We start from the raw sequence: 22,428 nt of genomic DNA, 5'->3' as shown, positions 1-22,428 counted from the left end.
TATAATCAGAATTATAAGGGACTTTGTTTTTAACTACTCCAAAGCATATTCTTAAAAGTTTATTGCATACAGCGATGAGTGCTACTTTTTTAGGTTTTCCTTTAGCTAACAACCTTAAATAAAGTTCTTTACAATGGGGGATTGTGTTTTAATCGCCGTCCATGAACACACATACAATAAACTTCGTATATGAGTCTTGGAAGTGCGACATTTTTCCAGGAGAATACGATTTTTTTTTCCAGATTGATATATTCTAGGAGCTAAACCAAAAATACTTAACTAATGATTGTGCTGAATTAAAAATTTTTTTAAAATCCTGAAGTAGCCGTCATCAATTGTAAAGAGGTTTTTTTTTCTCCAATTCCGGAAACGGACTGTATAAGTTCTTTAGTTTTCTTAAAGTCTTTATCCTGAAGTTGGGGAAGGCGCTTTTCTACTTCTTTGATTTCTTTATCCAAATGCTTAAGCTTTCTTTCATAATGCTTCTCAGTATCTGGATTAATTTGTGAATGGTAGCGTAATGCTTTAAGTCTTGCAGCATAACGTCGCTTCTCCTCTTCGAGATCAGTCAGAAGTTTTGATCTCCTGATCCAGATATTCTATCTCCATGCTTTTTGGGTACATAAAGAGCGGGGCTGAACATCTCTCCATAAAGCCTGATTAATCTGGCATCTTCCGCATCTGTTTTACTGATTATATTTTTCATTCTTGCAAAATGCTTTACAGACATACAATTGATCAGACTTACTTCTAATCGATGGCTCAAGGATAAATGAAGAATACGGCTGCTGAAATTCCCGGTTGCTTCAATAACAAGGCTATACTCTTGGGATGATATTTTTTTCTTATAAAAAGAAAGAATCGAACGCTGGTTATTTTTCTATATTGAAAAACACATTCTTGATTTTTGTTCATTAATAAAGCTTAGCGCTAAAAAAATTTTAGCGCCAACATCAACACCGATAACTTTTTTTTTGATATTTTTTTGACATAAGCAATGACTTTATTAAAGAGGTTTTTCTTCTGATCCATCATGGTAAAAAGTTATTACCAAACAATGTTCTATCCGGATTTAGAAGAAAACAGCAGCAGGGGGATAAAATCAGGGGCGATATCTAGTATCTGAGAAGCGTCTGCCTTAATCCTGCTGCTTTTACTCTTTAGGTTTAATTTTTACACTAATTTACTCAAGTATTTTAAGTAATGTAAACTTACCATAGTAGCGGTTACCCCACAGCAAGCAATGGGAGAAGAGGGGAGCGAGGAGTATGAGCGGATAGCAGGAAACAGCTTCTCAAATAAAAAAACAGTAAAAAAGTTGAGTTAATATTCAACTTCTCATGAAAATTTTTCAATTTATTTTGTCTTTCTCTAATTTTTTAATTTCACTTAAAGTCTTAAAAGCCTTATGTTTACTATATAATTGATATAAGCAGATTCGCTAATAATCAATATCTATAAGTGTTTGTGCTTATATTTTTTATTTATAAGTAATTATGCTTATATTTGCAGTATGATAGCGGTCATTACCGGTGATATTATAAATTCACAACATGCAGACACTGAAGTTTGGATTACCAAGCTTAAAAATCTTCTCGAAACCTGGGGAAGCGCTCCCGGCACATGGGAAATCTACAGGGGAGATGAGTTTCAGTTCAAATGTAGTATAGACTCTGTTTTTTGGCACTTTCTAGCCATAAAATCCCTTATTAAAAGTCAGGAAAATCTGGATGTAAGAATGGCCATAGGCATTGGTGAGGAAAGTTTCTCTTCCGAAAAAATCACTGAATCTAATGGGACTGCTTATGTAAATTCCGGAAGACTTCTGAACGATTTGAAGAGTGACGGGCATACCGTTGCTATTAAAACTTCAAGTGATTCTGTAGACAGGGATCTCAATATTTTATTGAAATGGTCGTCCAAAGATTTTGATAACTGGACGATGGCTACCTCAGAAATCATTCATGAGATGATCATGAATCAGGATATTACTCAGGAAGATCTTGCTAAAAGATTTGCTATATCACAGTCTTCTATAAGCCAGAGACTGAAACGAGCCAACTATGAGCTCATCGTGGAAACCAATCAGTATTTCAGAAAGAAAATTTCAGAACTATAAGCATGATCTTTATCAAACTCATATTGGCACATCTACTCGGAGATTTTACACTTCAGCCAAATTCATGGGTTGCTGATAAGGAGCACTATAAACTAAAAAGTAAATATTTATACTTTCATATTCTGATTCACACGGCTTTAAGCCTTGTTTTTCTTTGGGATCTTCAGCTTTGGTGGGTAGCTGTTTTAGTGGGGATTACCCATTTTATTATTGACGCCGCTAAACTTAGTTTCCAGACTATAAAAACAAAAAAAGCATGGTTCTTCATCGATCAGTTGCTGCATATTTTAGTGATTGCAGGAGTTTCTTTTTATTTTGGTGAATTTCAATTCAGCTTTTTACACAATCAGGAATTTTTAAAAATAGTAATGGCAGCTTTATTTTTGACAACGCCTGCTTCTATTTTTATTAAACTTCTTTTATCATCCTGGACACCTGCTCCGGATGGACCTAACACTATTCAAACCGAATCTTTAACAAGTGCCGGAAAATATATCGGAATTTTAGAACGTCTGCTGGTGTTTACCTTTATTATGGTGAATCATTGGGAAGGCGTAGGTTTCATGGTAGCTGCCAAATCTGTTTTCAGATTCAGCGACCTTGCACAGGCAAAACAGAGAAAACTTACAGAATATGTATTAATTGGTACATTACTAAGTTTTGGTCTGGCTGTCTTAACAGGAATAATAATAAAATAAATCAATAAATAAATCTAACTACAATTTAGAAAGTAAAATTATGAGTCAAAAGAAAGAAATGTTGTATGAGGGTAAAGCGAAACAAGTATTTGCTACCGATAATCCTGATGAAGTAGTAGTACGTTTCAAAGACGATGCTACAGCATTTAACGCTCAAAAGAAAGGCCAGGTTGACCTGAAAGGGGAAATGAACAACGCCATTACTACTCTTATTTTTGAATATTTAAATGAAAAAGGGATCAAAACTCATTTCATCAAAAAATTAGACGAAAGAGAGCAATTGGTAAAAAGAGTGTCTATCATTCCTTTGGAAATGGTCGTAAGAAACTATTCTGCAGGAAGTATGGCACAAAGATTAGGAGTGGAAGAAGGAATCAAGTCTCCGGTAACTATCTTCGATATTTGTTATAAAAAAGATGAGTTGGGAGATCCGCTTATCAACGATCACCACGCTGTTTTCTTAGGTGCAGCTACTTACGAAGAGCTTGATGAAATGTATGAATTATCTTCAGACATCAATGATATCCTTATTGAGCTGTTTGACAAAATCAACATCATCCTTGTCGATTTCAAAATCGAATTAGGAAAAACTTCTTCAGGGGAAATCATCCTTGCAGACGAAATTTCTCCTGATACTTGCAGACTTTGGGATAAAGATACGATGAAGAAACTTGACAAAGACAGATTCAGAAGAGATTTAGGAGAAGTAACTGAGGCTTATGTAGAGATCTACAACCGTCTTAAAAATCTTCTAGTAAAATAAGATTTCAGACACCAGATTTCAGATATCAGATGCTGGTACTGAAAATACTTTGTTAGTTAAAACAAAATTAAAATTTGAAGTTAGCTTTTGGTCTGAGATCTGAAATCTGACTTCTAAGATCTATAATTAGAAAAAATAGAAATGAAAAGTTTAGACATTCATAAAAGTGAATATTTAAAACAGTTTGAAAACCAGGTTTACGGAAGAAACCTTTTCAGAACTCAGGAGGAGGAAAGATTAGATGCTCCTAATGAGGAATGTGGAATCTTCGGACTCTATTCGGATGATGATCTGGATACGTTTTCTCTTTCTCAGTTCGGGCTTTTTGCATTACAGCACAGAGGCCAGGAAGCTTGTGGTATTTCCGTTTTAAAAGACGGAAGAATCACCAACATGAAAGATGAAGGATTGGTTTTAGACGTTTATAAAGACATTCAGGAACCTGAAACTTTTATGGGAAATTCTGCAATCGGTCATACCCGTTATACCACTGCAGGAGATAAAAAGAAATATAACTTCCAGCCATTTTTCGCGAAAAACGAATATGACCAGATTATACTTTCTATAGCGCACAACGGTAACCTTACCAATGCGAAAGAATTAAAAGCGGAATTAGAAGCTGAAGGCGTAGTTTTCAGAGCAACTTCTGATTCTGAGGTGATCTTAAGGTTAATCCAGAAAAACCTTGATTTAGGACTTCGTGGAGCCATCAAAGCTACCATGGAGAAAATTGAAGGAGCTTATTCCGTAGTAGGAATGACCAGAAACAAATTCTTTGCTTTCAGAGACTTTAATGGTATCCGTCCATTAGTTTAGGAGCTATTAATGAGAACTCTTATGTAGTGGCTTCCGAATCTGTAGCATTAGATGCTGTAGGAGCTCAATATGTACGTGATATTCTTCCTGGGGAGATTATTTACACCAACGAAAATGAGCCTGGAAAACTTCATTCTTATATGATGGATGAAGCCAAAGGAAAACAAAGAATCTGTTCTTTTGAGTATATCTATTTCGCAAGACCTGATTCTACCTTAGAAAACATCAATGTGTATGAGATCAGAGAAAAGTCTGGAGAAAAGATCTGGGAGCAGTCTCCTGTAGACGCCGACTTGGTAATCGGAGTTCCGGATTCCGGAGTTCCTGCTGCCATTGGATTCTCAAAAGCTTCAGGAATACCTTTCCGTCCTGTTTTGATTAAAAACAGATACATTGGGAGAAGTTTCATTGTCCCTACACAGGAAATGAGAGAAAGGGTAGTGAACCTTAAGCTGAACCCGATTATTTCAGAAATGAAAGATAAGAGGGTCGTAATTATTGATGACTCTATCGTTCGTGGAACAACTTCTAAGAGATTGGTTAAAATTCTGAAAGATGCAGGCGTAAAAGAGATTCACTTCAGAAGTGTTTCTCCGCCAATTATTGCTCCATGTTATCTGGGAATTGATACTCCGTCAAAAGATGATTTAATTTCCGCAAATATGTCTACAGAAGAACTTCGAAACTATTTAGGAGTAGATTCTTTAGAGTTTTTAAGCATAGACAACCTGAAAGAGATTTTAGGATCTTCTAATCACTGCTTCGGATGCTTCACAGAAGAATATCCGGTAGGGAAAGGAGAAGAGGTAGAATTATTTAATTAATATTTCTTACATAAAATAGAGAGCCAGGCAATAAATGTCTGGCTTTTTTTGTGGTATTGATATATTTGTAATTCTGATCCAAGTTGTTGGTTGCTTCAGAAACATTTACAGGGAATCTTTTTTTATTGGGTAAAAAAGATGGGTAGTCTTTAGATATTTAAGATTTAAAATCTTGATTTATTTTTTCATTTCTTTTAAAAAGAGTTTGAGAAAAGGTTAAGTGAATTTCGAGCTGGTTTTAATGAAATAAAGTAATTTCCTCATTTTAGTTATGACAATCCTCAATTAGGTTATATTTCAAAATTTATTTGGTTCGACCTTTGTACCAATAATTTAAAACAAAATATGATGTCAGTTCAAAATCAAATTATTTCAGTAAGTCCGATAGTTCTAAAGGTGCCAAACCGTATTGTGGATATGGAAATATGTGTAACAGCACCCCTTTCAGGTGATAATCTACCGATTATTCTTTTTTCTCACGGTGGTGGATACTCCAATTTCCTCTCTTCCTATAAAGGCGGAGGCCCACTTTCAGATTATTGGGCTTCGCAAGGTTTTGTAGTGATCAAGCCTACCCATTTAAGTTCAAAAACGTTGAAACTTAGTGTGGACACACCAGGTTATCCAATATACGCAGAATCCCGGGTGGAAGATATGAAAACTATCTTGGATCAATTGGATTTTATTGAAAATGCTGTTCCCACACTTAAAGGAAGAATGAATCGTGAAAATATTGCAGCAGCAGGACATTCCGGGGGAGGTCTTACTGCGGCGATGCTTTTAGGAGCAAGTTATACCCATGACAACGGCAACGAAATCTATTTGCCTGACAATAGAGTAAAAACCGCCATCTTATTAGCCGTGAGTGGTGAAGGAGACAAAGAAATGCCAGCACCTTGGGGGAAAGTAGACATTGTAAATTCTTTCCGATATACAAAAATGAATCCTCCTGCATTTGTTATTACAGGTGGAAAAGATATTTCGCCTATCAGTTCTCGTGGTGCAGAATATTATACCGATGCATACTTTAGAAGTCCCGGCGAAAAAACTTTGCTCACGCTATTTGATGGGGAACACATGCTTGGTGGTATAACTGGCTACGATGCCGAGGAAACAACAGATGAAGATCCTGAACGTGTAGCAATAATTCAGGAAATGACGACAGCATATCTTCATTCTACATTTAATCCTGAGAATAGAAGCTGGGAAGAAGCAGTGAAAAAATTGAAAACTATTCAAAGTGCTTTAGGAAAAATAGAAAGTAAATAGTTTTCTCCCTCAAAATGGATTGGTCTTTTATTTAAATAATCCAATATTTATTATGATATTATTTTAAAGGAATGAAAAAAGAAGAAAATAATTTGCATAGGTTTAAATCTTTATCAGAGTTACATAGGATCTTAGGCTTGCCAAAACCTTTGCATCCTTTGATTAGTTTGATCAGAAATGATAGCAATGCTATCCCACCAGAAAATTTGCCATCACCATTTATTTTAAATTTTTATAAAATAGCTTACAAGCCCAATATCAGCGGTAAATTTAAATATGGACAATCTTATTACGATTTTGATGAAGGTGGACTATGTTTCAGTGCACCCAATCAGCTTAAAGCGACAAGTGATAATGACTCTGACGATCACACAGGTCTTGGATTGTTTATTCATCCTGATTTTTTTCTTGGGTATCCATTGGCAAAAAAAATTAAACAATACAGCTTTTTTTCTTATGAATTGAATGAGTCCCTACATCTTTCAGAGAAAGAAAAAGAAACGATAATTTCCGTTTTTAACATCATTGAAGAAGAATTGAATAGCCGGATTGACGATTTCAGCCAGGATGTAGTTATTGCACAAATCGATTTATTATTGACCTACACAAACCGATTTTACAAACGACAATTCATAACAAGAAAAGCCGTAAACAATACTGTTTTCCAGAAATTGGAAAGAATTCTAAATGAATATTTCGACGATGAAAAAATGATCATCCAAGGAATTCCAACAGTTCAACAACTTGCAGAACAAGTGAACATTTCGCCAAGTTACCTGAGTGATTTATTGCGTTCACTACTTGGGCAAAATGCACAACAATTTATCCATCAAAAACTGATTGATAAAGCAAAAGAAAAACTTTCATCAACAACACTTTCAGTTTCAGAGATTGCCTATGAATTAGGCTTTGAGCATCCCCAATCTTTCAGCAGATTGTTTAAAGCAAAAACAAAACAAGGCCCCTTGGAATTTCGGGCAAAATTTAATTGACTATAAGATTTTTAAAGTAAAAGAGGTGATAAATACGTTTTTAATAGTGAGTTAATTTCTTAATAAAAATACATTTTATAACAACAATAGAAAATAAAAAGAAAGTTTGGTTTATCATAGGTTCATCCGGAGGTTTTGGACGTGTCTGGACGGAAGTAGCATTAAAGCGTGGTGATAAAGTTGCGGCAACTGCCCGTAAACTTTCTTCCATTGCGAATCTAAATGAAAAATAGGGAAAGAACTTCGCAGATCTATGACCTGTTTCTAGAATAATGATTAAATATAGCATAAGTTTAATATTCTAACAACATACAGTATATATGCAATATTTAATTTTATAGAATTAAATATTGAAGAATGAAAAATGTACTTTTCACGGGTCTGTTTTTGGCATTTACCCAACTTTATACTGCCCAATCTTTCGATAATCAAGCACATCGCGGCGGAAAATCCTTGTATCCGGAGAACACAATTCCAGCTATGAAAAATGCCTTAAAAATGAATGTCACGACTCTGGAAATGGATCTGGCTATTACAAAGGACAAAAAAGTAATTCTTTCTCATGATTCTTTCCTTTCTCCAGAATTAGTTACCAAACCTGATGGAACCTCTATTCCAAAGGATTCCGGATTTTACTATAAAATGTATGAAATGCCTTATGCTCAAATTAAGACATTTGATGTAGGATTAAAGAAACTGGACAATTATCCGGATCAAAAGAAAATGAAGGTTCATAAACCTCTTTTCTCTGATATTATAGATGCTTGTGAATCGTATTCTCGTGAATTAAAAAGGCCTTTACCTTATTATAATATAGAAACCAAGACACGCCCTTTCTCTGATAATATCTTCCATCCGGAACCTAAAGAATTTGTAGATCTGATGATGAAGATTATCGTGAAAAAGGGAATTCAGGATAGGGTTATCATTCAGTCTTTTGATCCAAGAACTCTGGAGATCATCCATAAAGAATATCCTAAAATAATGACGGCTTTACTTGTAGAAAAGGTAGATGATAAAAAATTAGCACAACAACAGTATTATTTTAAAAATATTCCTGTAGAGAAATTTAGAGCATATCCGAATCATTTGAATGGAGTAGCGGGTGATATGAAATTTCTAAGCTTTACACCTACTATTTATAGCCCCGATCACAGACTTGTTACTGCAGAACTTGTACAAGAATGTCATTCATTAGGAATGAAAGTTATACCATGGACTGTCAATACTAAAGAAAGGTTACAAGAGTTAAAAAGTATGGGTATAGATGGTGTTATCAGTGATGATCCAAGAATATTTGAATAAGACAGATCCTCAAAAGGCTGGAAAAAGATAGAGATTATAAAAATTACAATAATAATCTATCATTATTAAAATAAATAGCCGGAAGAAATTCTTCCGGCTATTTTATACAATGCACTTACATGCATCTGGAGTTAAAAAATTGGTTCGTATATATTAGAACTTATAGTTCAGACCTAATTGAAATACTCTGTTGTTGTTTTCAGCAGCTGTACTCATTTTATCGATCTTTGTTAAACTGTTCGTATATCTTGCATTGATTCCGATATTATTAGTGATATCATAACCTAAACCAAGAGCTAGACCAAAGTTAAATTTATTGATCTCATCCTTGTTAATATCTTCAGAGTGTGATTGGCTTACAGTAGTTGTTACTCCACCTGTAGTCGTTGTAGTTGTTACATCACCCTTCATCTTTCCGTTGATGAAATAACTGAATTCAGGACCTGCTTCTACATAGAATTTCTCCATTGGTCTCATCTGAACCATCAAAGGAACTGAGATATAGTTCATCGTTACTTTGTCTTGAATTTTTGTAGTTTTATCATAAATAGTTTCAGAAGAAATTACATCTCTTGCCCCCATTTGGTTATATAAAACCTCTGGCTGAATGCTGAATTGCTTAGAGATTGGAATGTTCACAAAAGCACCAGCATGGAAACCTAATTTCTGACTGTTCATTCCGAATTTTTGAGCACTGAAATAAGCTGAGTTTCCTCCTGCTTTAATACCAAATCTGATCGGTTGTACATCTTTTTTAAGAGGTGATGTATTTACAGTTGTTGTTGTCGTTGTTGTTTCTTGAGCGAAGGCTAATGTACCAGCAGTTAATGCTAGTCCTAAAAATAACTTATTCATAATTTAATTTTTTAATTTTTTACTACTTGTAATGATCTTTCAACCATTCGCGATTTATTTTGCAAAATGCTTGCCAAACTCAAAAAACCTAGATATACAGGACTTTTTAAAGGATTTCTTAATTGAAAAAAAGACCCATGAAGTCATGTTTTATATAAAATATTTCAACACATATGGAATATTTATGATAAATTTTATGTTAATTTTATCACATAAGGAAAGATCTGCTAATTATTAAAATTTACTTAAAAAAAATCACACAGATGTATATAGCCAAAATAAAAAGCCAGATGATAAAAACATCTGGCCAGTACATCGAAAAATAATAAATTCTTATTTGAATTTATAAGCTACTCCTACCTGAAAAGCATTGTTTCTTGATTTGAAATCCACATAATCGCTCTTCAGTACATCTGTAACTCCGGCAATAAATCTGGCAGTTACTCCAAATTGTGGCGTAAAATAATATCCTGCACCAATACCTATTCCGAAATTGAATTTGTTAAAACGATCCATATTTATTTTGTCTGAGTATTTATCACTTTGAGAAGATGTAAAATTTTCAGATCCGTTAGTAATGGTAACATCACTTTTTGATTTTCCTCCTAACAGCAATCCAAACTCAGGACCTGCCTCTACATAAAGCTGAGGAAGAATATTATATTGCACCATAAGAGGAAGAACAATATAATTTAAGTTCACTTTGTCGCTTGCCTCTACTGTACTTGTAAATTTTCCATTGGAATTTCTATACCTTACTTCTGATTTTGAACCTAATTGGCTGAAAAGAAGCTCAGGCTGAACACTAAATTTTTCTGCTACCGGTATATTTACAAATACTCCAGCATTAAAACCTGCTTTCATTTTCTGATCATTATCATAATAGCCCTCTGAATATGTATCGTTGGTTCTAGAAATAGTAGTTGCATTGATTCCTGCTTTTACTCCGAAAGTAATTGGAGAAGATGATTTAGTTTTTTCCTGCGCATTGATAAAAAGGCTTCCTGCGAAAGCCAACCCTACGAATAATTTCTTCATGATTATAATTTAATTAACCCCCAGACGGCATCAAAACTCCCGCCAAAGTGAAGAAAAATGATAAAAGTCATATAAAAGCGAAAAAGTCAGGTTTAAACAAGTAAACCTGACTTTTTCTATTGAAATCAAAATGTATTTTATCTAGAATGAAAATACCTCATTTTTGCATTTCCATTATCTATTTTTATATGAATCTTATCTTACTCCAGGAATTAAAAAAACATAAAGTAAAAAATATTATTACATTATACGCAAATTCCTTGCCAAAAATGTTGAATATAAATTGAGATATAAAAAAACCGGATTAAATACATAATCCGGTTTTAATTTGTTTTTAAACCTAAGGATAAGCTTAGAATTTATAAGATAATCCAACTTGGAACGCTCCGTTTTTAGAAGAGTCAGCACCACTAGGTCTATCTTTAGCGATATCAGTTAATCCTGCAACATATCTTACGTTAACACCAATGTTTGGAGTGAAGTAATATCCTGCACCAAGACCAAGAGCAAAATCAAATCCTTTAGTATAATCTTTCATATCATAAGATCTGTTACTGTCTTTCAATTTTGAGTTTATAAGGAAACTGAATTGAGGACCTGCTTCTAAATAAAGGTTAGGAAGTGCGTTGTACTGGAACATTACTGGTACAGCGATATAATCTAAATTAAGTTTAGTATTGCTATCATAGTTATCTTTTGCTCCCATACCGCTGTATAGAACTTCAGGCTGAACGCTGAAATCTTGAGCTACAGGAATGTTAGCGAATACTCCACCATAGAAACCTGCTTTAGACTTCATTCCATCTCCTGAAAGAGTAGAAATGTTAAGACCAGCTTTTAATCCAAATCTAACTGGAGAAGATGATGCTGTATTGCTAGAAGTTTTTTGTGCGAAAGAGAAAGTACCTGCTACTAATGCTAGGCCTAAAAGAATCTTTTTCATAAGTTTTTATTTAATAGTTTTTAAGTTTTGTTTAACAGTTTCTTTACAATCAAATTGCGTGCCAAAAAAAGAAAATATACATATTTGTCTTTATAACAGGACGTTGATGTGATTTTCCTAAAACAAAAACATTGAAAAAGTGTATTGTTTTGTTAACATAATTTATGAAGTGCAATAAAAAAGACCAGATTAAAAACTAATCTGATCTTTTTATTGAATATAAAATTTGTTACTGAATGTTTAAGAAGCTTATTTAAATTTATAAGCTAATCCTACCTGGAATACATTATTTCTTACTGCATCAGATCCACTAGGTCTGTCTTTAGCAATATCTGTTAAACCTGCTACATATCTTGCTGTAATTCCTAAATTAGGAGTGAAGTAATATCCAGCTCCTAAACCGATACCAAAATTGAATGTATTCAAATTATCTTTGAAGTTATCTGTTGTAGAAGATTGTCCTGAAGATTCATTTGAATTTATTCTTAGCACTTACCATGAATCCGAATTCTGGTCCAGCTTCTAGATAAAGATTAGGAAGGGCATTATACTGGAACATTACCGGTACTGTAATATAATCTAGTTTAGTAGAAGCCGAATATTTAGTTCCTGCTAAAGTATAATCTGATTTATTACCATATTGTGAATATAATACCTCTGGTTGAATACTGAATGAAGTGGCAACCGGAATGTTAGCAAATACACCTGCATTAAATCCTATTTTAGATTTTTGATCATCCAGCCCGTTATTTTTTGAAAGTGAAGAAACGTTCATTCCTCCTTTTACACCAAATGACACCGGACTAGAAGAAGTTGTTTGAGCGAACGCTAACGTGCTTGCAGTTACTGCTAATCCTAAAATTAACTTTTTCATAACTTTAAATTTTTAATTTTTACTCTTTCTTAATTTTAAATTTTACTACCTGTTCACATTTCTGTAGAACGCTGGAGATCTTTCAAATTGCTTGCCAAAATTTTTTTTTACTGATTAAAATCTGCGAAAAAGCAATTTTTTTAGTGTTTTAATAAAATTTAAATATTTGATTATTAATATTTTATATAATTAATTAAACGTTTGTTTAGAATGATGCTAAATTGATAATCTTGCTAAAAATTGAATTTTAAAAGGACTTTATAATCATAATTTTTCTACGAATCATTTAAATTTGATAAGAATTAATAGATTCAGGGATGCCTTTTGGATTTACTTTCTTTCCAATTACAATCTTACTGAAAGACAATTGTATAAATTCAAATTTCTGCAAATGTGCATTAACAAACCATTTTGCTTTACTAATTTTGTATTTCTAATAAGATGATAACCTGATACTCTTACAAAACGGCTCATTGAATTTTGTAAGAATTCATTAACCTTTACAACATGAAAAAATGCACATTGCTGCTGCTTATTCTTTTTTTTGAAAACAACTTGCAAGCTCAGATCGGGATCAATACAGCAACACCTAATCCATCCTCAGTACTAGACGTTACGGGTTCAAATAAAGGAATATTAATCCCTAGGATCGCATTAACTGGAAGTTCTGATACTACTACAGTACCATCACCTGTCCAATCTTTAATGATTTATAACACTACTGCAGTAAACGATGTTGTTCCAGGATATTATTATTGGAGTGCAAGTGCTGGACGATGGACGAAAGTACTGGATGATTTAACCCCCATTGTGATGACTGGATGGAGCCTGACAGGGAATTCGGGGATGGTAAACGGAATTAATTTTATAGGGACTTCTGATAATGTAGATGTTATTTTTAAAAGAAATAATATTGTATCCGGTGTTTTAAACACTACGAATACCATCTTTGGGGTTAATAGCCTGACCGCTAATACAACAGGACTTAACAATACTGCAGTAGGGGTGAATAATTTAATTTCAAATACTATAGGAAGTATGAATACTGCCATAGGATCAGAAGTGCTGAGCAATAACAAATCAGGAATACAAATACCGGGTATGGATATCGTGCTTTATATTCAAATCTGGACGGGAATAATAATGTGGCAAACGGCTATTTTTCACTTTATTCAGCTAAAAGCACCATAGGCAATGTTGGGATCGGCGCCAGTTCTCTTCGTGAGCTTATTTCTGGAGATGACAATATAGGAATTGGAGGTGACTCTTTTCGAATGATTCCTGGTGGGAGAGGGAATACCGCGATTGGCGGATCTGCAGGATATAATTTAAATTCGATAAATAATTATAATACTTTTATAGGCTTCCGGGCGGCGGCTGGGCTTGTTTCCGGAAAATCAAATACCATAATTGGAGCTAATGTAAGTGGTTTGCCGGCTTCGCTGTCGAATAATGTCATCATTGCTGATGGCGATGGGAACAGAAGAATCAATATTGATCAGAACGGAAATATTGGTATTGGAACAAATACTCCAAAATTTCCACTGGATATCAGGTTAAAAACTACAGGATGGCCTTTGGCGGTCTCAAGCCTCACGTATTATGGAATAAGTCCTGAATCAGGCTCTGTTGATGGAACATTAACTACTTATTCTAATTACACCAATGATATGGGTACTTTCAATACTAACACTTCTATTTATGCAGATGGGAATATTATATCCGTAGGAAAATTGAGTGTAGCCCAAACTTCTCTCTTCTCAGATAAAAGAATTAAAAGTATCGTAGGAAAGTCAGACGGAGCAAATGATTTGGAACTCTTAAAAAAGCTTGGTATTACTAATTATTTTATGAAAGATGAATCGGTATATGGTAAGCAGAAATTTAAAAAGGTAATTGCTCAGGAGGTAGAGGCAGTGTATCCGCAAGCCGTGAGTAGAAGTAGTGTAAAAACTTTTATTCCCAATATCTATCAGTTGGCAAAACAAAATGATGGAGTTCTTATTTTTGAAAAGCCCATTGTTATTGCTAAAGAGGACAAATTTCTTAAAATATATGATGAAACAGGAGAAGTTATTTTGGAGATACAGGCAAGCACGCCTAACAGTATTACTGTTAATTTAACAAATAAAAACCTTAAAGGAAGACTATTTGTTTATGGAACTGAAGTGTCTGATCTGAGGACGGTAGACTATGACGCCTTATCTATGTTGAATATCTCTGCAACTCAGGAACTGGCGAAAAAGGTAGAGGCATTAGAAAAAGAAAATGAAGCATTAAAAAATTCGCATATAGAAATGCAACATAAACAATCTATTTTTGAAGAGCGTCTAAAACAACTCGAATCTTCCTTCTCGAAATAAAAATAATTCTGATTATTAATAATGGAAAGAGGCTGTCTTAAAAGTGAGATAGCCTCTTTTGTGTAGTCCAACCTGGGCTCAAACCAGGGATCACCTGATTATGAGTCAGGCACCCATCATATCATGAAAAAAGAATTATTAAGTATCTACGGGAAGGATTAAATCAACCTGAGATTGCTGAAAGCTAAAAGAAAGGAGCATTAATCCGAATAGTTTAAGCTCCGTTGAAAAGCGTTTGAATAAAATTAAAGAATATTATGAAGCTAAAACTCTTTTTCACCTTGCGTGTATTCTACATAACAATAAATTTTTAGTAATTACAGTTTCCCTCAATAGTGATTAAAAAAAATATTTATATTTATCAGACAATTTTAAAACACTTATTATGAAAAATCTTAAAAAAATTTCAAGAGAAAATTTAAAATCAGTAACAGGAGGGTTTAGAGATCCAGGCAGATGGTGCTGTTGTAATTTTAGTGGTTGTAGTACAGGTGTCTATGGGGACTCAAATAATTTAACCTGTGTTGATGCCGGCACAACTTTACAAAGTTGTTAAATAAATTAAGGGGTACTTTTCAAAGTAGCCCTTTTAAATTTTTAATAAATGAAAAGTTTACTTCTTTTTTGTTTTTTTTTACCTTGCATATATTATTCTCAAAATATTAGATTTACCTATAATTACAAATTTGTATCTGATACTTTGAGAAAAGATGATATCTCCGAAGAAATTGTGGTTTTAGACCTTGAAAAAGATAACAAATCAATTTTCACTGGCTTAAAACATATAATATCTGATTCTACTATGACTGCGCAATCAGAGAAAGGAATAATGTCATTCCCAGATATTTCAATGAAAATAAAATATGTGGTAGAAAAAAAAGGTGATGGTATTATGTATTTTTATACGCCTAACCATATGCCTAACCCTGTCTTAAAAGTTAAGGATGAAAGAAAAATAAATTGGAAAATTTTATCTGATAAACAAAAGATTGGAGAGTATAATACACAGAAAGCCACAGCCCATTTTGGAGGAAGAGAATGGACGGCATGGTTTACCACGGAAATTTCTTTTCAAGATGGTCCATATAAATTTCATGGCTTACCAGGACTTATTTTAAAAGTCTATGATAAAACAAACACTCATTCATTTGAAATTATATCAGTGGAGAAAAAGAAATCTAATTACGATATTTTAAATGATACTACTTATAAAGAGTCAAAACAAATTACTTTAAATGAATTTGAAAAAATTTCTAAAAAAAGTGACTTAGAAAGGTATAGAGAAAAGGCATTTACTGGCGATATAATTTTTAAAACCAGTGAAGAAAAACAAAAATTTCTAAAGGATTTGGATGTTAAAATAAAAGAAAGAAAAATACATGATAATAATCCCATTGAACTTATACAATAGATTTTAAAAATAAAGCACCTTAATTAGGTGCTTTATTTTTTTTACAAATTAGTAATATTCTATTATCATTCTTTACACCAAAGAAAAAACAATTTAAAGATCATTCAATTTTCTATAAAAATGAATGGCTTCCAGTATATTTTTTTGACTGCATTGGTGATCATAATTACATGACCCGATTCCAGTAAGTAGAGAAAAATTAATTTTACTGTCCACGTTCTTTTTATCATTCAATAATAAAGCGGTAATATCTTCATCTTTAAAATCACTGATGTCTAAATAAGGATAGTAACGTTGGATGTTTTCAATAATCATTGTTGAATCTTCTTCTGAAATAAGGTTTTCAAGAAAGGCCAGATGAGTTTCACTAATCATTCCCATAGCAACAGCTTCACCGTGAAGAATAGGATTTCCCTGTTGTAAACAAAGACTTTCCACAGCATGGCCTATTGTATGTCCAAAATTCAAGGTTTTTCTGATATTACTTTCATGGAAATCTTTTTCTACAACATCCTGTTTGATATCCATAGAATTCTGGATATAAGGGGTTACTGATTCCACCTCAAGCTTATGAATCTGAATCAGCTGCTTCCAATGGGCTTTATCAGCAATCAGACCATGTTTCAACATTTCGGCAAATCCACTTCTTAATTCTTTAAAGGGTAATGTTTTTAAAAATTGAGGGTAAATAAATATCTGTTCAGGGAATGCAAATGTTCCTACCATATTTTTATAGTGCATCAAATCTATCCCTGTTTTGCCACCAATAGAGGCATCACACATGGATAATAGGGTAGTAGGGATATTAATGAACTGAATTCCTCTTTTATAGGTAGATGCTACAAAACCTCCCATATCTGTTATAACGCCACCGCCAAGATTAATGACTAATGCTTTTCGGTCTGCCTGCATTTCGGTAAGAATTTCCCAAAGCTGATTCGCAGTCTGGATATTCTTCATTTCTTCTCCTGCTTCAATCTCCAGAATTTCAAACCCAAGATCTGTCTCCATATTGCCTAAAAGAACAGGAAGACAATATTCATGCGTATTTTCATCCACTAAAATAAAAATTTTACTGAACGTTTTCCCATGAAGAAAGTCGTTGAGTTGCGAAAAATTATCGTTTAATATTGTTATCATCTTTGAAAATATGTAAGGTTAAAATGTAAACTATTCTGCAAAGTTATGATTCTTAATTTTTAACTCGTAACTAAATTACTATCTTTGCAGAAATTTTTAGAATGAGCAGAGATAATAATAATTCAGACAGACCAAAGAGACCAAGAATTTCAACCAAGAAAAGTTCTGATGATTCTCGTGCTTCCAGATCTGGAAATTCTTCAGGATCAAAACCTTTTAAAAAACCTTTCTCTAAAGACGGAGATAGAAAAGGCCCCGAACATTCAGGATCCAACTCAAGATTTGAAAAGAAACCGTTTAAGAAAAATACTGGGAGTTTTAATAGCTCAAGTGATGATTCTGAGTCAAAATCTGAAAGTAGAGCTTATATCACGAATAAAAGCGAAAGCTATGAAAGAAAATCTTTTGGAAAACCCAAGAGAGGTGGTAAAAGTTTTGACACAAGAGATAAGTATGAAAGAGGTAGCCTAAAATATGGTAGAAGACCTTCTGCTAATGGAGAGGATAGAAATGATGACAAAACAAGATCTTTTGTACAGAAAAGAAGACTGAACAAGATTGATAAAGACATTCATAAAGACAGCATCCGTCTTAATAAGTATATTGCTAATTCCGGAATCTGCAGCAGAAGAGAGGCTGATGAACTTATCACTCAAGGGCTTGTAGAGGTAAACGGAAAAGCAATCACTGAAATGGGGTACCAGGTACAGAAAACTGACAGAGTTGTTTTTGATGGACAAAGTATTACACCGGAAAAACCTGTATATGTACTTCTGAACAAACCAAAAGGGTATATTTCTACAACGAAGGATGATAAAGCAAGAAAAACAGTAATGGATCTTGTAGCAAATGCTTCGCCTTATAGATTGTTCCCGGTTGGAAGATTAGACCGTTCCACTACAGGAGTTATCTTATTGACTAATGACGGACACATGACTAAAAAGCTGACGCATCCATCTTTTGATGCTAAGAAAATCTATCATGTAACATTAGACAAGAAATTAACAGGTGAAGATTTACGTCTTATTGCAGAAGGAATCCGTCTTGATGAAGGAGTAGCAGTAGTTGATCAGATTTCATACATTGAAGGAAAACCGAAAAATGAAATTGGAATTGAGATCCACATCGGTTGGAACCGTGTTATCAGAAGAATTTTCCAAAGATTAGGATACGAGGTAGAATCTTTAGACAGAGTAATGTTTGCCGGATTAACGAAGAAGAACATCAAAAGAGGACACTGGAGAATTCTTTCAGAACTGGAAGTAAACAACCTTAAAATGCTTTAAAATAAGGATAAGCTATGAATTTAATTTAGATTCTGGCTTCTTATTTAAATCATCAATTTTAAGCTTAAAGAATAGAAGCGCAGGAATTAATTCCTGCGCTTTTTCGTATATGTAATTGAGTGAAAATTGTATTTCATGGTACAAGCAGACCTTCCATTTATTTGAAATTTTATATAATTTTAAAACAAATGTCTCAAAAATGAGACATTTGTCGTAATTTTGAGTCGATATAAGAATTATGAGCACTCAACAAAAAATTATTGATGCGGCAATATCCGTATTAAACGAGAATTTTTCAGCTACATTCGAGGACATTGCGGTAAGTTGTGGTATTAATAGAAGAACAATTCATCGATATTTTAAAAGCCGAAATGAATTATTGGAAGTATGCAATAAGAATATGATGGAGGCATGGGAATTGGCAGCTATTAAAGCTTGTAACAGCTCAGAAGATCCTTTAGTACAACTCGAGCATTTATTATATGCAGGAATTGACAGCGGAACAAAATATGCTTTCCTCATTAAGCTAAATGACAGTGGTAAATCTTCAACAACTTATGAGAGTAGACAAAGTGCAGCCTATTTGGAAAGAAGAGATCAATTATTTGATGCCATTATTGAATTACAAAAAAACAGCAGGTGATAGATCGTCAGTTTCCAATACCGTGGATAAGAATTCTTTTTTTACCAGTGTGATCACAGCGACAATTACTGCGTTCAGATCTGGAGACATTGCTCAAAAATGAAGTGAAAAAAATTAGCCTGGTCTTCATTCAGTAGAAGTATTGGCATACAAATCAATAAGAAATGATACATTCCTTTTTTTTAATGATAGGTCAGTCAAATATGGCTGGTCGCGGTTATCGTACAGAAGTTCCGCCTATCTATGATGAACATATTAAAAATGCAAAGAAACGGATTATGGCAAAATCATGTCCGAGCCTATTAATTTTGATCGTCCCAGTGCTGGTGTAGGCCTTGCAGCTTCATTTGCAGCCTCCTGGAGACTCGACAACCCAGAAGAAGAGATAGGATTAATTCCATGTGCTGATGGAGGAACCAGCCTTGATGATTGGGCTGTAGGAGGCGCTTTATTTGAAAATGCTGTATCACAAGCCAAACTTGCACAACGAACCAGCCAGCTTTCAGGTATTTTATGGCATCAAGGGGAAAACGACTGTTCACCGGAGAAAGCCGAGAGATACGGTGAAAAATTTTCTGTAATCATAGAAACATTACACCAGGAATTAAATATTCCCAAAGTTCCTCTTATTATAGGAGGTCTAGGAGATTTTCTCTCCAAAGGGATCTTTGGACAATATTTCACCTCATTTCCTTTAATGAATCAAGCATTGGAAGACTTTGCCAAAACTCACTCAAATTGTTATTTCGTTACTGCCAAAGGACTGACGGCTAATGCTGATAACATACATTTCAATGCGCTGTCACAAAGAGTATTAGGGATTAGATATTATAAGACCTTTCGGGATTTAAGGCATCTTCCTGAACCCGATAATGATGAAGAAAGTATATTAACAACCATCTATAATCGACCTTATACCAAGACAGAAAATATCAAATTGTTGGAACATGAATTTGCTATTGGAAATATTGAACCTAAAGATTTTCTATCAGAATTAACTATACTGAGTGGAAAGTAATATTAAAAAAATAAAACAGTACCAATGATGATACTGTTTTATTTTTGATACATTTTAGTATATCATTATTATGTTATCCCAATACAGTTACTCCTTTTTCAAGCATCTCATAGATGGCATCCTTTCCATTATTCGGTTTTACATTTACAGCGCGGGTTCCGTTGAAATGAAGACAGGTAATATATCCATTAGCTACAGCATCCTGAGCTGTGAATTTTACACAATAATCCATTGCCAATCCTACAATCTCTACCAATTGAATATCATGGTATTTCAAGAAATCGTCTAAACCAGTTTTCATAAAATGGTTGTTGTCTTGGAAGCCGCTATAGCTATCGATTTCAATATTTTTACCTTTTTGTATAATGTGGGTTACTTTACTTTGATTTAAGTCTTTATGGAATTCAGCACCGAAAGTTCCTTGTACACAGTGATCTGGCCACATGAATTGAGGAACGCCATTTAGAATGATGCTTTCTCCCACTTCACGTCCATTGCTGCTTGCAAAGCTTTTATGTCCTGCCGGATGCCAGTCTTGTGTTAAAACGATTTGATCATATTCATTTTCCTCCATCAGAATGTTGATATAAGGAATAATTTCATTAGCTCCCGGTACTGCCAATGCTCCGCCTTCACAAAAATCATTCTGTACATCGACTATTATTAATGCTTTTTTCATATTTTGATTTCTCGAATTTTTGATAAATTTATAAAAACTAATTGGCAAAAACTTTTCCAAAAACAAATTTTCGGACAAATCGGCAATAAAAAGTTGAAGGAGGGATCTGGAAGAAGAAGGCGGGAAGTTACTTTTAGTGCTACAACTACTAACTGTCACCTTTAAAAGGAGTATTATGACTCCCATCATCCAGCCTTTTAGCGTATCTTTGCAGCAAATAAATAGTTTTTATGTCATTTGAATCACTAGGATTATCACACAATATTATTCGTTCTGTTAAGAAATTAGGGTATTTAAAACCTTTTCCGATTCAGGAACAGGCTGTACCTGTTATTTTACAAGGGAAAGACCTGATGGGAATTGCACAGACAGGTTCCGGAAAAACAGCTTGTTTTGTAATGCCAATTTTAGAAAAATTACAAAATACAGAAGCTAAGAAAGGTCGTAATATTCAGGTTTTAATATTGGTTCCTACGCGTGAATTAGCCATTCAAATTGATGAAGTTTTCAGAGCTTTTACTGAAAATCTAAACGTGAAATTCGTACAATGGCTGTTTATGGAGGGGTTTCTATCAATCCCCAGATGAAAGGAATGTTTGGAGTAGAAGTTCTTATAGCAACTCCCGGACGTTTATTAGATTTGATTGATCATAATGCACTGAGTATTTCAGAAATTCAACATTTGGTCATCGATGAAGCAGATAAGATGTTTCAGTTAGGCTTTGGCGAAGAAATGAATAAGCTTTTTGCTCTCATGCCTGTAGTAAAGCAAACCATTTTATTCTCAGCGACTCTGAATGATAAAGTTGCTGAAATGAAAGAACGTCTTTCGATTAATCCTACGATTGTTGAAATTAAAAAAGAAGAAGTTGAAATTGATAATATCGAACAGTTTGCGTATCACGTTGCTCCGGAAGATAAAGGACCCTTTTTAAGATATTTAATTAAAGAAAAGAAGGTTGAAAAAGCATTGATATTTGTTTCGTCTACGAGAGCTGCAGATAATTTAGTTGAAAAACTTAAAAAGAATAAAATCAAAGCGGTTGCTATTCACAGTCAAAAATCCCAAGGTGCCCGAAGAAATAATTTAGAAGAATTTAAATCCAATGGAGCTCAGATTTTGGTGGCTACAGATTTAATTGGCCGTGGAATTCATATCGATTATTTACCTTGTGTGATTAATTACGAATTGCCGCGTTCTCCTTTAGATTACATTCACCGTATTGGTAGAACAGGCCGTGCCAACGAAAAGGGGATTGCTATTAACATTCTGACGGATGATGAACTGCAGCATTTCAGAGTGATTCAAAAGAAAATGGGTAAAAAAGTAACTTTAGAAAGAACAGAAGGCATTGATCTGCATGGTTACTAGAATATACATCTAAATAAAGA

General features: G+C 33.9%; 22 protein-coding genes and 3 pseudogenes. 16 read left to right on the top strand and 9 right to left on the bottom strand.

All coding sequences use genetic code 11. The features are described 5' to 3' along the window. Positions 1–114: 114 nt before the first annotated feature. The 3 genes and pseudogenes from QWZ06_RS27880 to QWZ06_RS13625 form a co-directional block, all read right to left on the bottom strand. On the bottom strand, positions 115–273 hold the full coding sequence (locus QWZ06_RS27880) for a transposase (protein WP_435384139.1): 159 nt from the start codon (positions 271–273) through the stop codon (positions 115–117). 35 nt (positions 274–308) lie between these two features. Beyond that, positions 309–458: a hypothetical protein gene (locus QWZ06_RS13630; RefSeq protein ID WP_290298745.1), complete on the bottom strand. Its 150-nt coding sequence runs from the start codon at positions 456–458 to the stop codon at positions 309–311. 110 nt (positions 459–568) lie between these two features. After that, a pseudogene (locus QWZ06_RS13625) lies at positions 569–865 on the bottom strand (IS110 family transposase); the annotation flags it as partial. Between the two features lie 648 nt (positions 866–1,513). On the opposite strand from QWZ06_RS13625, the gene QWZ06_RS13620 reads away from it, so the two are divergent. The 7 genes and pseudogenes from QWZ06_RS13620 to QWZ06_RS13590 all read left to right on the top strand — a co-directional run bounded on the left by QWZ06_RS13620 (position 1,514) and on the right by QWZ06_RS13590 (position 8,786). Beyond that, positions 1,514–2,119, top strand: a complete 606-nt coding sequence (locus tag QWZ06_RS13620; RefSeq protein WP_290298743.1) for a SatD family protein — start codon at positions 1,514–1,516, stop codon at positions 2,117–2,119. Positions 2,120–2,121: 2 nt separating this feature from the next. After that, positions 2,122–2,817, top strand: a complete 696-nt coding sequence (locus QWZ06_RS13615; protein WP_290298742.1) for a DUF3307 domain-containing protein — start codon at positions 2,122–2,124, stop codon at positions 2,815–2,817. 40 nt (positions 2,818–2,857) lie between these two features. Continuing rightward, positions 2,858–3,580: a phosphoribosylaminoimidazolesuccinocarboxamide synthase gene (purC, locus tag QWZ06_RS13610; RefSeq protein ID WP_290298740.1), complete on the top strand. Its 723-nt coding sequence runs from the start codon at positions 2,858–2,860 to the stop codon at positions 3,578–3,580. Positions 3,581–3,721: 141 nt separating this feature from the next. Further along, a pseudogene (gene purF, locus QWZ06_RS13605) lies at positions 3,722–5,220 on the top strand (amidophosphoribosyltransferase). 345 nt (positions 5,221–5,565) lie between these two features. Further along, positions 5,566–6,489, top strand: coding sequence for an alpha/beta hydrolase family protein (locus QWZ06_RS13600; RefSeq protein ID WP_290298738.1), 924 nt, complete (start codon positions 5,566–5,568; stop codon positions 6,487–6,489). 71 nt (positions 6,490–6,560) lie between these two features. Then, positions 6,561–7,481, top strand: a complete 921-nt coding sequence (locus QWZ06_RS13595; RefSeq protein WP_290298736.1) for a helix-turn-helix domain-containing protein — start codon at positions 6,561–6,563, stop codon at positions 7,479–7,481. A 357-nt stretch (positions 7,482–7,838) separates the two neighbouring features. Beyond that, entirely contained in the window at positions 7,839–8,786 is a 948-nt protein-coding gene (locus tag QWZ06_RS13590) for a glycerophosphodiester phosphodiesterase family protein (protein ID WP_290298735.1), read from the top strand. A 153-nt stretch (positions 8,787–8,939) separates the two neighbouring features. Here QWZ06_RS13590 and QWZ06_RS13585 read toward each other — a convergent pair whose 3' ends face one another. From QWZ06_RS13585 to QWZ06_RS13570, 4 genes and pseudogenes are all read right to left on the bottom strand, one after another. Beyond that, positions 8,940–9,641, bottom strand: coding sequence for a porin family protein (locus tag QWZ06_RS13585; protein WP_290298733.1), 702 nt, complete (start codon positions 9,639–9,641; stop codon positions 8,940–8,942). A gap of 333 nt (positions 9,642–9,974) precedes the next feature. Next, entirely contained in the window at positions 9,975–10,679 is a 705-nt protein-coding gene (locus QWZ06_RS13580) for a porin family protein (RefSeq protein ID WP_290298732.1), read from the bottom strand. Positions 10,680–11,031: 352 nt separating this feature from the next. Then, positions 11,032–11,622: a porin family protein gene (locus QWZ06_RS13575; protein WP_290298731.1), complete on the bottom strand. Its 591-nt coding sequence runs from the start codon at positions 11,620–11,622 to the stop codon at positions 11,032–11,034. Positions 11,623–11,871: 249 nt separating this feature from the next. Next, positions 11,872–12,496: pseudogene (locus QWZ06_RS13570) on the bottom strand (porin family protein). 507 nt (positions 12,497–13,003) lie between these two features. Between QWZ06_RS13570 and QWZ06_RS13565 the strand changes: the two are divergent. The 4 genes from QWZ06_RS13565 to QWZ06_RS13550 all read left to right on the top strand — a co-directional run bounded on the left by QWZ06_RS13565 (position 13,004) and on the right by QWZ06_RS13550 (position 16,270). After that, on the top strand, positions 13,004–13,687 hold the full coding sequence (locus QWZ06_RS13565) for a phage tail-like protein (protein WP_290298730.1): 684 nt from the start codon (positions 13,004–13,006) through the stop codon (positions 13,685–13,687). Continuing rightward, complete coding sequence (locus QWZ06_RS13560) at positions 13,642–14,859, top strand: tail fiber domain-containing protein (RefSeq protein WP_290298728.1); 1,218 nt, start codon at positions 13,642–13,644, stop codon at positions 14,857–14,859. Before QWZ06_RS13565 ends, QWZ06_RS13560 begins: the two co-directional genes overlap by 46 nt. A 385-nt stretch (positions 14,860–15,244) precedes the next feature. Beyond that, positions 15,245–15,415, top strand: coding sequence for a bacteriocin-like protein (locus QWZ06_RS13555; RefSeq protein ID WP_290298727.1), 171 nt, complete (start codon positions 15,245–15,247; stop codon positions 15,413–15,415). A gap of 48 nt (positions 15,416–15,463) precedes the next feature. Next, on the top strand, positions 15,464–16,270 hold the full coding sequence (locus tag QWZ06_RS13550) for a GLPGLI family protein (protein WP_290298725.1): 807 nt from the start codon (positions 15,464–15,466) through the stop codon (positions 16,268–16,270). A gap of 93 nt (positions 16,271–16,363) precedes the next feature. On the opposite strand, the gene aroB is transcribed toward QWZ06_RS13550, so the two are convergent. Continuing rightward, the gene (gene aroB / locus QWZ06_RS13545) at positions 16,364–17,410 is read right to left on the bottom strand and encodes a 3-dehydroquinate synthase (RefSeq protein WP_290298724.1); all 1,047 of its coding nucleotides are present in this window, start codon (positions 17,408–17,410) and stop codon (positions 16,364–16,366) included. Between the two features lie 101 nt (positions 17,411–17,511). Here aroB and QWZ06_RS13540 point away from each other — a divergent pair, with 101 nt between their 5' ends. From QWZ06_RS13540 to QWZ06_RS13530, 3 genes are all read left to right on the top strand, one after another. Continuing rightward, positions 17,512–18,696: a pseudouridine synthase gene (locus QWZ06_RS13540; protein ID WP_290298723.1), complete on the top strand. Its 1,185-nt coding sequence runs from the start codon at positions 17,512–17,514 to the stop codon at positions 18,694–18,696. A 238-nt stretch (positions 18,697–18,934) separates the two neighbouring features. Continuing rightward, on the top strand, positions 18,935–19,339 hold the full coding sequence (locus QWZ06_RS13535) for a TetR/AcrR family transcriptional regulator (RefSeq protein ID WP_290298722.1): 405 nt from the start codon (positions 18,935–18,937) through the stop codon (positions 19,337–19,339). 289 nt (positions 19,340–19,628) lie between these two features. Beyond that, a complete protein-coding gene (locus QWZ06_RS13530) occupies positions 19,629–20,357 on the top strand; it encodes a sialate O-acetylesterase (RefSeq protein ID WP_290298720.1) in 729 nt (242 codons plus the stop codon). A gap of 73 nt (positions 20,358–20,430) precedes the next feature. Here the strand turns inward: QWZ06_RS13530 and pncA are convergent, their stop codons facing one another. Further along, positions 20,431–21,036: a bifunctional nicotinamidase/pyrazinamidase gene (gene pncA / locus QWZ06_RS13525; RefSeq protein WP_290298718.1), complete on the bottom strand. Its 606-nt coding sequence runs from the start codon at positions 21,034–21,036 to the stop codon at positions 20,431–20,433. 230 nt (positions 21,037–21,266) lie between these two features. Here pncA and QWZ06_RS27875 point away from each other — a divergent pair, with 230 nt between their 5' ends. Both QWZ06_RS27875 and QWZ06_RS13520 read left to right on the top strand, forming a co-directional pair. Next, positions 21,267–21,623 carry a DEAD/DEAH box helicase gene (locus QWZ06_RS27875; protein WP_353959967.1) on the top strand — a complete coding sequence of 119 codons (357 nt, stop codon included), beginning with the start codon at positions 21,267–21,269 and terminating at the stop codon, positions 21,621–21,623. After that, the gene (locus tag QWZ06_RS13520; RefSeq protein ID WP_353959966.1) at positions 21,584–22,408 is read left to right on the top strand and encodes a DEAD/DEAH box helicase; all 825 of its coding nucleotides are present in this window, start codon (positions 21,584–21,586) and stop codon (positions 22,406–22,408) included. The genes QWZ06_RS27875 and QWZ06_RS13520 overlap by 40 nt, the downstream gene beginning before the upstream one ends. Positions 22,409–22,428 lie beyond the last annotated feature (20 nt).

Source organism: Chryseobacterium tructae, assembly GCF_030409875.1.
In the GTDB taxonomy this organism is placed as follows: domain Bacteria; phylum Bacteroidota; class Bacteroidia; order Flavobacteriales; family Weeksellaceae; genus Chryseobacterium; species Chryseobacterium tructae.
This window is presented reverse-complemented; position numbering and strand designations above follow the sequence as displayed.